This window comes from Bradyrhizobium sp. ISRA442, assembly GCF_038085055.1.
Classification (GTDB): domain Bacteria; phylum Pseudomonadota; class Alphaproteobacteria; order Rhizobiales; family Xanthobacteraceae; genus Bradyrhizobium.
The window spans coordinates 22404-36824 of record NZ_JALGCN010000002.1; the positions used below are offsets into that span (position 1 = coordinate 22404).

At 64.1% G+C, this 14421-nt stretch carries 9 protein-coding genes; 3 read left to right on the forward strand and 6 right to left on the reverse strand.

Going from position 1 to position 14421, the window contains the following annotated elements; genetic code table 11:
• Positions 1–71: 71 nt before the first annotated feature.
• On the forward strand, positions 72–1034 hold the full coding sequence (locus tag MTR72_RS03285; RefSeq protein ID WP_280964997.1) for an amidohydrolase family protein: 963 nt from the start codon (positions 72–74) through the stop codon (positions 1032–1034).
• A gap of 5 nt (positions 1035–1039) precedes the next feature.
• Here the strand turns inward: MTR72_RS03285 and MTR72_RS03290 are convergent, their stop codons facing one another.
• The 3 genes from MTR72_RS03290 to MTR72_RS03300 all read right to left on the reverse strand — a co-directional run bounded on the left by MTR72_RS03290 (position 1040) and on the right by MTR72_RS03300 (position 6997).
• Positions 1040–4156: an efflux RND transporter permease subunit gene (locus MTR72_RS03290; RefSeq protein WP_280964998.1), complete on the reverse strand. Its 3117-nt coding sequence runs from the start codon at positions 4154–4156 to the stop codon at positions 1040–1042.
• 29 nt (positions 4157–4185) lie between these two features.
• Positions 4186–5430, reverse strand: a complete 1245-nt coding sequence (locus MTR72_RS03295; protein ID WP_280964999.1) for an efflux RND transporter periplasmic adaptor subunit — start codon at positions 5428–5430, stop codon at positions 4186–4188.
• Between the two features lie 154 nt (positions 5431–5584).
• Positions 5585–6997, reverse strand: coding sequence for a CoA transferase (locus tag MTR72_RS03300; RefSeq protein WP_280965000.1), 1413 nt, complete (start codon positions 6995–6997; stop codon positions 5585–5587).
• A 57-nt stretch (positions 6998–7054) separates the two neighbouring features.
• Here MTR72_RS03300 and MTR72_RS03305 point away from each other — a divergent pair, with 57 nt between their 5' ends.
• Complete coding sequence (locus tag MTR72_RS03305; RefSeq protein WP_280965001.1) at positions 7055–7342, forward strand: hypothetical protein; 288 nt, start codon at positions 7055–7057, stop codon at positions 7340–7342.
• Between the two features lie 230 nt (positions 7343–7572).
• Positions 7573–8343, forward strand: a complete 771-nt coding sequence (locus MTR72_RS03310; RefSeq protein ID WP_280965002.1) for an SDR family NAD(P)-dependent oxidoreductase — start codon at positions 7573–7575, stop codon at positions 8341–8343.
• Between the two features lie 254 nt (positions 8344–8597).
• Here MTR72_RS03310 and MTR72_RS03315 read toward each other — a convergent pair whose 3' ends face one another.
• From MTR72_RS03315 to MTR72_RS03325, 3 genes are read right to left on the reverse strand one after another with little or no spacing between them, the layout of a single operon-like run.
• Positions 8598–12083, reverse strand: a complete 3486-nt coding sequence (locus MTR72_RS03315; RefSeq protein ID WP_341510100.1) for an error-prone DNA polymerase — start codon at positions 12081–12083, stop codon at positions 8598–8600.
• Entirely contained in the window at positions 12080–13672 is a 1593-nt protein-coding gene (locus tag MTR72_RS03320) for a Y-family DNA polymerase (RefSeq protein ID WP_280965004.1), read from the reverse strand. The genes MTR72_RS03315 and MTR72_RS03320 overlap by 4 nt, the downstream gene beginning before the upstream one ends.
• Positions 13569–14375 carry an ImuA family protein gene (locus tag MTR72_RS03325; protein WP_280965005.1) on the reverse strand — a complete coding sequence of 269 codons (807 nt, stop codon included), beginning with the start codon at positions 14373–14375 and terminating at the stop codon, positions 13569–13571. Before MTR72_RS03325 ends, MTR72_RS03320 begins: the two co-directional genes overlap by 104 nt.
• Between the last annotated feature and the right edge of the window lie 46 nt (positions 14376–14421).

Genomic DNA, 14421 nt, shown 5'->3' on the forward strand with positions numbered 1-14421 from the left:
CGCTGGACGAAGGCGCCGCCGGCGGACGTGATATTCTCCCTCGATCAGAACAATAAGCGGGGAGAGAAACCATGCTCAACCGACGCAGCGTCCTGCTTGCCTCCCTTGCCGCAGGAGTAGCCATGACCAGCAAAGCCCACGCCAAGGCAGCGCAGCCCGCGACGCCGGTCAATTTCGATGTCCCGGCCCACGCGTGCGACTGCCACACCCATATCCACGGCGATCCCGAGAAGTTTCCGTTCTTTGCAGGGCGCGTCTATACGCCGGAGCCGGCCTCTCCGGAGGAGATGGCGGCGCTGCACAAGGCGCTGCATATCGAGCGCGTGGTGATCGTGACGCCGAGCGTCTACGGCACCGACAACTCCTCCACCCTGTTCGGCATGAAGGCGCGCGGCGCGACCGCGCGCGGGGTCGCGGTGATCGACGACAAGACGACGGAGGCCCAGCTCGATACGATGCAGCAGGACGGCTTCCGCGGCATCCGCATCAATCTCGCCACCGGCGGCATCAGCGATCCCAATGTCGGACGTACCCGCTTCACCGCGGCGGTCGAGCGCATGAAGGCGCGCGGCTGGCACGTGCAGCTCTACACGACGCTGCCGATGATCTCGGCGATCAAGGATCTCGTGCTTGCGGCACCCGTGCCGGCCGTGTTCGACCATTTCGGCGGCCTTGAGGCCTCGCTCGGGCTGGAGCAGCCGGGATTTGCCGACCTGATCGCGCTCGTCAAATCCGGCAAGGCCTATGTGAAGATTTCCGGAGCCTATCGTTCGTCAAAGCTCGCGCCCGACTATCAGGACATGGTGCCCTATGCGCGCGCGCTGATCGCGGCCAATCCGGACCGCATCGTCTGGGGCACCGACTGGCCGCATCCGGATTCGAGCCATGTCGAGGGGCGCAAGGCCACCGACATCGCGCCGCTCTACCAGATCGACGACGGCCGCTTGCTCAACCAGCTTCCGGTCTGGGCGCCGGATGCCGATGTGCGCAAGAAAATCCTGGTCGACAATCCGGCGCGGCTCTACGGGTTCTGAGGCTCTCAGCGCGCGCGACGCGAGAAGAAGGAGATCAGGACCGGCAACGTCACCAGGATGACGACCGGCGCCAGCATCATGCCGGTGACGACGACGACCGCCAGCGGCTTCTGCACCTGCGAACCGATGCCTTGCGAGAGCGCCGCGGGCAACAGCCCGACGCCTGCAACCACGCAGGTCATCAGCACGGGGCGGAGCTGCAATTCGCCGGTCCGGATCACCGCGGTCATCCGGTCGATTCCCTCCTCGATGAGCTGGTTGAACTGCGAGATGATGATGATGCCGTCCATCACGGCGATGCCGAACAGCGCGATGAAGCCGATCGCCGCGGAGACGCTGAAGGGAGTGCCGGTGATGACGAGGCCGAGCACGCCGCCGAAAATCGCCATCGGGATCACGCTCATGGCGAGCAGTGTTTCTGTCATCGAGCCGAAATTGAACCAGAGCAGGATGGCGATTAGCGCCAGCGAAATCGGCACCACGATGGACAGCCGCCGGATCGCGTCCTGGAGGTTGCCGTACTCACCGACCCACTCCATGTGCGAGCCCGGCGGCAACTGCACCTGGTCGGCGATCTTCTGCTGCGCTTCTCGGATCGCGCTGCCGAGGTCGCGCTCACGCACCGAGAACTTGATCGGCAGGTAACGCTCCTGCTGCTCGCGATAGATGTAAGCGGCGCCGGAGACGAGGCTGATGGTCGCGACCTCGCTCAGGGGGATCTGCGTGATGGTGCCGTTCGGCCCGGGCGCGCCGATGCGCAAATTCTGGATCGCCTCGGCGCTCTTGCGGTATTCCGGCGCGAGGCGGACGATGATCGGGAAGTGGCGGTCCGAGCCGGGCTCGTAGAGATCGCCCGCGGTATCGCCGCCGATCGCGACCTTGATGGTCGCATTGATGTCGCCGGGCGCAAGGCCGTAGCGTGCGGCCTTGGCACGGTTGATGTCGATCTGAATGGTCGGCTGTCCGAGCGAGGTGAACACCGCAAGGTCGGTGACGCCCTGCACGGTCGCCAGCACCGATTTGATCTTGTTGGCGGTGTCTGTCAGCGCCTGGAGATCGCTGCCGAACAGCTTGATCGAGTTCTCGCCCTTCACGCCGGAGACGGCCTCGGAAACGTTGTCCTGGAGATATTGCGAGAAATTGAACTCGACGCCGGGGAAGCGATCGTCGAGCTGCTTGAGCAATTGCGCGGTCAGCTCTTCCTTGTCATGCGTGCCCGGCCATTCGCTCGCGGGCTTGAGCGGCGCGAAGAACTCGGCGTTGAAGAAGCCGGCCGCGTCGGTACCGTCATCGGGGCGGCCGTGCTGCGACACCACGGACTCGACCTCAGGCCGGCTGCGGATCAGCTTGCGCATCTCGTTGACGTAGGTGTTGCCTTCCTGGAGCGAGATGGTCGGCGGCAGCGTGGCTCGGATCCAGAGATTGCCCTCCTCCAGCTTCGGCAGGAATTCGAGGCCGAGCAGCCGGCTGAGCGCCAGCGTCATCACGACGATGCCGACTGCACCGCCGAGCACGATGTTACGATTGGCGACCGCCCAATGCAGCACCGGCGAATAGATCCGGTGCAGGATCAGCATGACCTTGGTTTCGGTTTCCTCGACATGCGCCGGCAGAATGATTGCGGATAGCGCCGGCGTCACCGTGAAGGTCGCGAGCAGCCCGCCGGCGAGAGCATAGGCATAGGTGCGCGCCATCGGCCCGAAGATGTTGCCCTCGACGCCGGAGAGCGTGAACAGCGGCAGGAAGGCCGCGATGATGATGGCAGCGGCAAAGAAGATCGAGCGCGACACGTCGGCCGCGGCGCTGAGGATCGCATGGCTCTTCATGCCGAACAGCGTCTCGTTCGAGACCTGCTCGAACTCGGTGAGCGGCGTGGTCTGAGTCAGGCGGCGGAAGATCGCCTCCACCATGATGACGGTGGCGTCCACGATCAGGCCGAAGTCGATCGCGCCGACCGATAGCAGGTTCGCCGATTCCCCGCGCAGCACCAGGATGATCACGGCGAAGAACAGCGCGAACGGAATGGTGGCGCCGACGATCAGCGCGCTGCGCAGATCGCCTAAGAATATCCACTGCAGCAGCACGATCAGCAAAATGCCGACCACCATGTTGTGCAGCACGGTATGAGTGGTGAGGTCGATCAGGTCCTTGCGGTCGTAGATGCGCTCGATGTGCACGCCGGGCGGCAGGATGGAGGAGTTGTTGATCTGTTGAACGAGCTGTTCGACGCGCTTGATGGTCGGTGTGCTTTGCTCGCCGCGGCGCATCAAGACGATGCCTTGTACGATGTCGTCTGCATCGTCGAGCCCGGCGATGCCGAGCCGCGGCTTCTCGCCGACGGTCACGGTCGCGACGTCCTTGACCAGCACCGGATTGCCCGCGGTCTGCGCGATCATGGTGTTGGCGAGATCGTCGATGGAACGGATCAGGCCGACGCCTCGCACCACGGCCGACTGCGAACCGATGTTGACGGTATTGCCGCCAACATTGACGTTGGAGTTGCTCACCGCCTGGAGCACCTGCGGTAGCGTGAGCCCATTGGCGATCAGCTTGTTGAAGTCGACCTGCATTTCGTAGGTCTTGGTCTTGCCGCCCCACCCCGTCACGTCGATCACGCCCGGCACGGCGCGGAAGCGGCGCTGCAGGATCCAGTCCTGGATGGTCTTGAGATCGAGCACGCTGTAGTTCGGCGGACCGACAAGGCGATAGCGGAAGATTTCGCCGATCGGGCTCAAGGGCGAGATCTGCGGCTGCACGTTGCCGGGCAAGGGCGCGAGCTGCGCCAACCGGTTCAGGACCTGCTGCAGCGCCTCGTCATAGGTGTAGGCGAAGGAGAACTGCAGCTTGATGTCGGACAGGCCATAGAGCGAAATGGTGCGGATGGTCGTGAGATTTTTCAGACCCGCCACCTGGGTCTCGATCGGAATCGTGATGTAGCGCTCGATCTCCTCTGCCGACAGGCCCGGGCTCTGGGTCACCACATCGACCATCGGCGGGGTCGGATCGGGATAGGCCTCGATGTTGAGCTGGTTGAACGCAATCAGGCCGCCGATCAGCACGGCGACGAACATGCCGACCATCAGGAAGCGCCGGTTGACGGCAAAGGCGACGAGGCGATCCATTCAGGTCTTCGTTATGCTGGGGTCGTCGATCAGCTACCGGACGCCGCGCGGTCGATGAACAGGCTGCCCTTGGTGATGATCTGCTCGCCGGGCTTGAGGTTGCTGGTGACCTCGACGAGGTCGCCATTGACGAGACCGATCTTGATGTGGCGCAGCTCGACCGACTTGTCGTCGCGCGCGACCCAGATGCGCACCTGGTCGCCCTCATAGATCAGCGCCTGCTTCGGCACCGCGGGCGCGGCGCGGTCGCCTGCCGAATAGATCGTGACGTTGGCGAACATCTCGGGCTTGAGCAGGCCGTCCTTGTTCTCGATGGTGGCGCGCACCAGCAGGCGGCGGGTGCTGGGATCGATCGCCGCGGCGACGTAGTTGATCTTGGCGGTCAGCGGGCGGCCCGGCAGCGCCATCACGTTGACGCTGATGTCCTGCCCGATGCAGACGGAGGCCGCATCGCTCTCGCGCACGAAGGCGGTGAGCCAGACCGTGGAAAGGTCGCCGATCACGAAGACCGGATCGCTGGCGCCGGAGTTGACATACTGGCCGGGACCGATTTTTCGCTGCACGACCGTGCCTGACAGCGGCGAATAGATCGTGATCTCCGGATTGATGCTGCCCTTGTCCTGGAACGCCTTGATCGCCTCATCGCTGAAGCCGAGGATGTGCAGCTTGTTCCGTGCGGCTTCCAGCGCCGTCACCGACGAGCGCATGTCGTTCTGCGCCTGGATCTGGTTGGTCTCGGCCTGCTGGTAATCTTTCAGCGGAACGGCGTGTCCTTCGTACAGATCCTTGGCGCGCTTGTACTGGATGTCGGCGAGCTCGAGCGCCGACTTCGCCTTGTTCTGCGAGGTCATCGCCGAGATGAAATCGTTCTGGGCCTGCACGGTGTCGGCGGCCTCGATCGTGAACAGCGGTTGACCTTGCTTGACGCTCTCGCCGGGCTTCACCAGCAGCTTGGTTACGCGGCCCGCATAGGGCGAGAACACCGGCGTCGAGCGATCCTCGTCGACTGCGACCTTGCCTTCGGTGACATATTCGGCGCGGAAGGTCTTGGCCTTGACCGGCTCCATTGTAAGCGTCGCCCATTCGGACGGGGTCGGCGTGAAATTCTGGGCGTTCCTGCGCGACTGGCTGGAGATTTCGGAGTGATTCTTCTCCTTGGCCCCTACAAAGACGAAGCCATAGACGCCGGCTCCGGCAAGTAACAGTAAAACTACGGATGTGATCACCCGTTGCTTTGTAAGCACCTGCAATCGCTTGGTATTTTCAACTACCATGGGGCCCGGTCATGTCTGCGATGATATCGGCAAATGACCGCGTCATCGGTTGCGCTAATAGTGCCGAATTGGGATTTCAAACAACCAAAAAACGCAGGTCGCCTTTCGGTTTGCGTTAAAATTCTGCCACGTGAGCGCTTACGTCAGCTTGGTGTCAGCTACGAGCCGGCCACAGTGCCGGATGGCTGCCGAGCGGCATCGCCGGACGACTCCATTGTGCCGGCGTTTTCGACAGCAGCGCCGAATGGCGCACCGCCTGCAGTGTGCCGAAGCCAGATGGCATGGTTTCGATGAACGCCAGATGTACGGCATCCCCCGGAATCTCCGGGGTGTTTAGCCCACCTTCGAGCCGTCCGAGATTCCACAGCCAGCGTCCGGTTTGCGCCAACGATACGCTAACGTGCCAGCTTCCGCCTTCGCGCGCCTGGCGGACCTTGGCCATCATCGCGCCGAACGCCATCAGGTAGCCGGTGGCATGATCGAGCATCTGCGCCGGTAATTCCTTCGGCCCGTCAATGCCGGCCGCCTGGCCCTCGGCATGGTTGAAGCCGGTCGTGGTCTGCACCAACGAGTCGAAGCCGCGCCGCTCGGCCCACGGGCCGGCATGGCCGTAAGCCGACAGCGTCACATAGACGATGCCGGGATTGATCTTGGCTGCGTCCTGCGGTGAAAAGCCGAGCGCGGCGAGCGCGCGCGGGCGATAGCCTTGCGAGAAGATGTCGGCGTCTTTCAGAAGCTCGCGCAATTGCGCCCGCCCCGTCTCACTCTTCAGTTCGACGAACGTGGTGAGCTTGCCGCGCCCGGTATCGATGGTGAGCCAGGGGATCGCCGGCAGTTCGGGTCCCGAGATCAGGAGCACGTCTGCACCGTGTGCCGCGAGCGTGCGGCCTGCGACAGGGCCCGCGATCACGCGGGAAAGATCGAGCACGCGAAGGCCGGACAGTGGGCGGTCGCTCTTCGATAACCCCTTGGGCCAGGGTTTTGGCGGCGCGTCACCGATCTTCTCGATCGAGACCAGCGGCAGTTCGGCGAGCGCGCGCGCCTGCGGCAGCGCCGACCATTCTTCGTAGGATCGCATCAAGGCGACGACCCCGCCGGCAGCGTACGTCGCGGTCTCGAAATCCTCGCCCTTCCACTGCACCAGCGCGGACTGCACCTTCTCGCGCTGAGGCTCGCAGGCCAGCACCTTGCAGACGGCCTCACGGTGATGCGGGAAGTTGGTGTGGCAGCGGACGAAGCGGTTGTCGCCGGTCTTGTAGACTCCGGCGATCGCGTCCCAGGCGGGCGGCGGTGGCTTGTCGTCGACGCGCAAGTAGCGCTCGGAACGGCATTCGACGACGGCGTGGCGCATGTCGACGCAAACGTCCTGTGCCTCGCCGCTGCGCAGTCGCCAGATTTCCGCCGCGGCAAGACCCGCGGCCGCAACGCTGGCCTGGCCTGCGGCCGCGACACGAAACGAGGACGGGATTTGCGGCTCCTCGCCTGTCAGGCGCACGCGTTCGAGCGCGGACACCTCGCCGCCGACGGAGGTCCAGATGTCCCTGAGGATACCGGCGGGGCTTTGCATGGCCGTTGCTCTCCCTTTAGTTTTGCCGACCATCCCATTAGCACGGAAAGGACTGCAATGGTCGCCATCGATCCCCTCACTGCGGGTGCCGTGTTGGTCGCGACGGCAGCAACCGACGCGGTGTATGTGATGTTCACCTCCGCCGTCGTCGCGCGCAAGCGCGTGCCCGCCGCGACCTGGAGCGCGGTCTGGTACCTGCTCTCGTCTTACGCGGTGATCAGCTACACCGAAAATGCCTTCTATGTCGGTTTCGCAGCGATCGGCTCATGGGTCGGCGCCTACGTATCGCTGACCTTCCTGCACCGCCCACCCGGCGGCCCGCCGGTGGGCGCCGCGCCGGAGTGAGGGCGTTCGATGTGAGCGACGCAATCAACCGCAGACGCGATGTCGTCCTGGCGAAAGCCAGGACCCATTACCCCGGTCGAACGTTGTTAGACGCGCCCTGGCCACAGCATCACGCAACAACGCGCGTTCATGGTAATGGGTCCTGGCTTTCGCCAGGACGACATTGGCGAGGCTCCGCGTTTCATCGCGGTTAGATTGCTCGCGGCCAACAACAAGAAGGAAAACCAACAATGGATCTCGGTCTCAAAGGAAAAACCGCCGTCGTGCTGGGTGGCACGCGCGGCATCGGGCGGGCGATTGCGGCGACGCTTGCCGGTGAAGGTGCTGATGTCGCGGTGTGCGCGCGCAATGCGGATCAGGTTGCCACCACCGTCGCCGAGTTGAAGGCGAGCGGGATTCGCGCGACCGGCAGCCCGGTCGACGTCACCGATGGCGCGGCGCTGAAATCCTGGATCGAGGGCGTCGCAAAAGAACTCGGCGGCATCGACATGCTGTTCTCCAATGCCGGCGCGATGGCGCAAGGAGCGGATGCCGCGTCATGGGAGCAGAATTTCCGGCTCGACGTGCTCGGCGCCGTGCATGCGTTCGACGCCGCGCGGCCGTTCCTCGAGGCAAGCGGCGAAAAGAGCGGCGATGCCGCTTTCGTCATCATCTCTTCGATCTCGGCGGCGCAGGCCGACCAGGCAAGCTCCTACGGCCCGGTCAAGGCGGCGCTGATCCACATGGCCAAGGGACTGGCGCGGCAATACGCAAAGAAGAAGATCCGCGTCAATGTGGTGTCGCCGGGCACCGTCTATTTCAAGGGCGGCGTCTGGAACATGGTCGAGCAGAACATGCCCACGCGCTACGAAGATGCGCTGTCCCGCAATCCAACGGGACGCATGGCGACGCCGCAGGAAATCGCGAGCGCGGCGGTGTTTCTGGCAAGTCCGGTGTCGTCGTTCACCACGGGCTCCAATCTTGTCGTCGATGGCGGGATCTCGAACCGGGTGAATTTTTAGGAAGGCACTCCGTCATCGTCCGACTTGATCGGACGATCCAGTATTCCAGAGGCGGCTGTAGCTTCGCAGAGATACCGCGGCGTACTGGATACCCCGCTTTCGCGGGGTATGACGACTGAGAATGTGGCCCGCAATCGCCTCAACAATCTCGTCATTGCGAGCGCAGCGAAGCAATCCAGACTATCTCCACGGAAAGATTCTGGATTGCTCGCTGCGCTCGCAATGACGGTGTGGCAACATTCTGCGTGACAGCCTCAATGAAAATCCCGCGACGGCGGCAGGATGCGGACGTCGCGGGGGTGACGGATTTTTTGCGCCGGGCTATCGGCGTGATCGCGGCGGTCGTCGTTGAGGGGCTCGATCAGGGCGGCGCCGGCCGGCACCGGATGCTTGCGGCTTAACACGTCATTCGCAAGCCCGATCAGATCGCGCGAGCGGTCGATCATGCGCTGCGCGATGAGATGCGTCACCTTTTCGGGGCTGCTCTGGATATAACCCTCGACCAGGATGAGGCGCGCACCCATCACCTCCTTCCGGTATCGCTCCATGATCTTGGGCCACACCACGACATTGGCGATGCCGGTTTCGTCCTCCAGCGTCATGAAGACGACGCCGCTGGCACTGCCCGGCCGCTGCCGGACCAGCACCACACCGGCGCAGCGGACGCGGCGCCGCTCGTTCTCATGACTGACGTCCTTGCAGGCCACTACGCGCTCGCGCGTGAACATCTCGCGCAAAAATTCCATCGGGTGGCCCTTCAGCGACAGGCGGATGGTCTGGTAGTCCGCAACCACCTGCTCGGCGCGCGGCATCACCGGCAGCGGTCTTGCGCCTTCGTCCGCCTGCTCGCGCGCGGTAGCCGCCTCGAACAACGGCAGCGGCACATCGTCAGGCAGGCGCCGCACCTGCCACAGCGCCTCGCGACGGTCGAGCCCGAGCGAGCGGAACGCATCGGCATCGGCGAGCAGGATCAGCGCGCGCTTGGGGAGGCCGGTGTCGCGGGCGAAGTCTTCGAGCGAAGTGAAGGGACGGCGGTTGCGGGCGGCGACGATGCGGTCGGCCCAGTCTATCGCCCGCTCTACATTGTCATTCCACATTGCGCAAGTGCGCAATGGGGGCGTCGCGTCAGCGACGAACCCGGAATCCATTCCGCCAGGAATATGCTGCTCGATGGATTCCGGGCTCGCGCCAAGTGGCGCGCCCCGGAATGACATCTGAGAATGCTTCAGCCTCTCCTCATCTTCATCCAGCCAATGAAACCCATCGATCTGGCGGAAGCCCAGGCGCACGGCGCAGTATTTGTCGTCCGTGTTCTCCAGCGTGTTCTGCGCGAAGCTGTAGGAGACGTCGATGTCACGTACCTCGACGCCGTTCTTGCGGGCGTCACCGACGATCTGTGCCGGCGCATAGAAGCCCATCGGCTGCGAGTTCAACAAGCCGCAGCAGAATGCGTCGGGGTGATAATGCTTCAGCCAGGAGGAAATGTAGACGAGCTGCGCGAAGCTTGCGGCATGGCTTTCCGGGAAGCCGTAGGAGCCAAAACCCTTGATCTGGTCAAAACAACTCCTGGCAAAGTCGGGATCGTAGCCGCGCGCGACCATGTTGCCGATCAGCTTATCCTCGTATTTGCCGATGGTGCCGACATTGCGGAAGGTCGCCATCGAACGGCGCAAGCCGTTGGCTTCCTCGGACGTGAATTTCGCTGCCTCGATTGCGATGCGCATCGCCTGCTCCTGGAACAAGGGGACGCCCTTCGTCTTGTGCAGCACCTTGTAAAGTTCGTCCGCGGGACCATGCTCGGGCGATGGGGAAGGATAGGTCACCTTCTCCTGACCGTTCCGCCGCCGCAAGTAAGGATGCACCATGTCGCCCTGAATCGGCCCCGGGCGCACGATCGCGACTTCGATGACGAGATCGTAGAATTCGCGCGGCTTCAGACGCGGCAGCATGTTCATCTGCGCGCGGCTTTCGACCTGGAATACGCCGAGAGATTCTCCACGACATAGCATGTCGTAGACATTTTTATCGTCCTGCGGGACGCTCGCCAGAACCCAGCGCTCGCCCTTGTGCTTGTCGATCAGGTCAAAGCATTTGCGGATGCAGGTCAGCATGCCCAGCGCCAGCACATCGACCTTCATCATGTTGAGCGCATCGACGTCGTCCTTGTCCCATTCGATGAAGGTGCGGTCGTCCATCGCGGCATTGCCGATCGGCACATAGGTGTCGAGCCGGTCTTGCGTCAGTACATAGCCGCCGACATGCTGGGAGAGATGGCGCGGGAATTCGATCAGCTCGGTCGCAAGCTCGACCGCGAGGCTGATCATGGGATTGTTGGGATCGAGACCGGCCTGCTTGACCTGCATATCGTTGAGGCCCTTGCCCCAGCTTCCCCAGACGGTGTCGGCAAGCGCGGCGGTGACGTCCTCGGTCAGACCCAGCGCCTTGCCGACGTCGCGAATGGCGCTGCGCGGACGATAATGGATGACGGTGGCGATGATCGCGGCGCGGTGGCGACCATAGCGGCGATAGACATATTGCATCACCTCCTCACGCCGCGAATGTTCGAAATCGACGTCGATGTCCGGCGGCTCCAGCCGCTCCTTGGAGATGAAGCGCTCGAACAAGAGATCAACCTTGGTCGGGTCGACCGAGGTGATTCCGAGCACGTAGCACACGGCCGAATTCGCCGCCGAGCCGCGCCCTTGGCATAAAATGTTCTGGCTGCGCGCGTAGTGCACGATGTCGTGCACGGTGAGGAAATAATGCGCGTATTTCAGCTCGGCGATCAGTGCGAGCTCTTTCTTCAGCGTGGCGCGCAGCTTGTCATCAATGTTGCCACCGAAATATTTCTGCACGCCCGCCCAGGTCAGGTCCTCCAGATGCTCTTGCGCGGTCTTGCCCGGCGGCACCGGTTCGTCCGGATACTGGTATTTGAGCTGGTCGAGCGAGAAGTCGATTTTGTTCGCAAAGCGCATGGTCTCTGCGAGAGCATCGGGGAAGTCGCGGAACAGCCGTGCCATTTCTCTGGGCGTCTTCAGAAACCGCTCGGCATTGGCCTCCAGCTTCCTCCCGACCGCCTCGATCGTGGTCTTTTCCCGGATGCAGGTCAGCACGTCCTGCAGGGGACGGCGCGCGGGATGGTGATAGAGCACCTCGTTGGTCGCGAGCAGCGGCACGTTGGCTTTCGCTGCGAGATCATCGAGCCGCGCGAGGCGTCGCCGGTCGTCGCCGCGATAGAGCAGGCTCGCCGCCAGCCACACGTCTTCGGCGCGGCTCGCCTTGAGCTTGGCGAGAACGTCCAGCGCTTGTCCCGGCTCGAAGCGATGCGGCAGTGCCAGGACCAGGAGCTGGCCTTCGGCATATTCCAGAAGATCATCGAAGAAGAGATGGCACTCGCCTTTCTCGATCCGCGTGACCTCATCGCCGCGCTTACCCCTGGTGAGGAGCTGGCACAGCCGGCCATAGGCCGCGCGGTCACGCGGATAGACCAGGATGTCCGGCGTACCATCGATGAAGACGATACGCGCACCGATCAGGAGTTTCGGCTTGTGCAGCACCTCGGCATTGTCGAGCTCCTTATAGGCCCGCACCACACCGGCGAGCGTGTTGTGATCGGCAAGGCCGATCACGGGAATACCTAAGATGCTGGCCTGATGCACATAGGCGCGCGGATCCGAGCCGCCGCGCAGGAAGGAGAAATTGGTGGTGATGCCGATCTCGGCATAGGCTGACGTGTTCATGCGAAGAGCCCGTGCACATACCAGTTGGCGGGAACGGGCTTACCCTCCTCGTCCATGAGCTCGCTGTCGTAGAGACCGTCGCGAAAGATCCAGAAGCGCAGGCCTTCGGCATCTTCCACGCGAAAATAGTCCCGCGTGAGCTGCTTGCCGTCCTGCCGCCACCATTCCATGGCGATGCGCTCGGGCCCTTCCACCCGCACCACCGCATGCAACGCGCGCCGCCAGGTGAATTGATGTGGCGCGCCGTCGGGCACGGTTGCGAACGGCACCTTGATCGGCTCCGGCTTGTCGAACAGCCTGAGCGGACGCAGCGGCGGCTCGCTCTCGATGCGCGCCGGCCATTCGGCCTGCATGGCCGCGGCGAGATGGTGCTGCGCGGGCGCAGCCAGCACCGCGCGCTCGGGGATATGGGTGTCTTGCGGCAGGTGCACGACGACGCGTTTTCCCCCGATGCGCGCGGCGATGCGGTCGATCAGCGCGGCGAGCTCGTCATTGTCGTGAACATGGGCGTCGAGATCGCGCTGCTCCTGCACCACGATCTCGGTGCGGCTCGCCGACAGCCGCACCATGTCGAAGCCGAAACCGGGATCGAGGGGATCGGCGAGCGCATCGAGCCGCTCGCGAAACAGCCGATCGATGATGGCGCCTCGCGTCACCGGCCGCCCGGTCTCGACCATGATCGTGCGCACCACACCGTCGGTGCGGAAGAAGGCGGCCTCTAGCCGCCGCGCGCCCTTGCCCTGCTTCTCCATGGAGGCCACGAGCGTGTCTGCGAGCCGCGACAGCGTCATCGCGATCATGGTGTCGGTCGCGATCGGCTCGGCAAAACGTTTCTCCACGATGTAATCGGGGAGCGGCTTGCGCGGACTGATCGGCGCATCGCCCTGTCCCACCGCATGCGCGAGCAGCATGGAGAACCGGGCGCCGAACCGCGCGGTGATCTCGTGCGGCTCGCGCGAGGCGACATCGCCGATGGTCTTCAGTCCCGCGCGGCGCAGACCGACGGTGATGGCATCAACCGCACCAAGCGCAGACACCGGAAGCCGACTGACCGCCTCCGCCTCTCCGCCATCGGCGACGATGGTACCAGATGCCTGCCGCGTCAGCGTGCGCGCGCAGACCGAGGTGCCGGCGATCGCCGCGCTGACGGCAAAGCCCTGCCGCGCGAGCGCACGGACCAGCGTCTGCAGCAGTGCAGCCTCGCCGCCGAACAAATGCGCGCAGCCGGTGATGTCCAGGAACAGCCCATGCGGCGGATCGAGCGCCACCAGCGGCGTGAAGCGGTCGCACCAGTCGGCGATATCGCTGAGCGTCTTTGCATCGGCCGCGATATCCGCGTCGAACACTTTCAGGTCCGGACACATCGCCCGCGCATTCGCCAAGGGCAGGCCGATGTGCAGGCCGAGGCGCTCGGCGGCCTCATCGAGCGCGTGGATCACCAGCGCGTTATTGTCCTTGGCAACGACGATGCTGGGCTCATTGTTTTTATCCAGCCCGACGTTGCCGAAGAACCGCTTGATCCGGTCGATGGGCAGGCGCGGCAGCCACAGGCTGAGAATACGCCGACGGTTCACTGAACAGGCACTCATCACATTTCCATTCCATGATCCACCGGCCACACGGGCCATGACGATTGCGCAAGAGCTCGGCATCGAAGCGCGGCGCGCCCCAGGCACTCCAAGGCGCCGCAGGCATTGAAGCCGGCCCCGGCGGCGAAGGCGCCGCGCGCAGCATCCATCGCGTCTCCGCGGTCGAGGGCAGTGGCTGCGCCGCCATCCGCAGCAAGAACCCGGTCACGCCCGAGGCTTTTGCAGTGAGCGTCAGCTTGCGGCTCGCCACGAGATCGAACTGTCGCGTCTCGCCCCAGAGCTCGAGCACGACGGCGCCGAGCGCATCGCAGGCGAGCGCGTCGGCTGACATGCGCAATGCGGTCTCGACATCGGCGGCGCGCACTATCACTACGCGACGCGGATCGAGGCCGAGCTCGGCGAGCCCGCTCATCGACAGCGCGCCCGCCTCCATGTCCGAAAAATCCTGCCGCACCCACAACAGCGGCCGGCGCGCGGTCACGCGGCCCGCAAGCCCGGTGACGAAACCCGTCGCGGCCGTGCCCTGGCGCCCCTCGCAAAACACCTCGTGGATTGCCGCGCGGGCGAGTCCGCCCTGCAAGGCGCTATCGGCCTCGCTGTGGCCCAGCGCCACGCAATCGCGATGATGCGCGGCCACTGCCGTCTCGATGCGTTCGATCTGGCCGCGCAAGGTCGCAAGCGCGCTTCTACGTGCGCCGCTCATGCTCGCCGCTCCTTAGCTGATGGGTGGCCGTGGCTCTCAAAAAGAA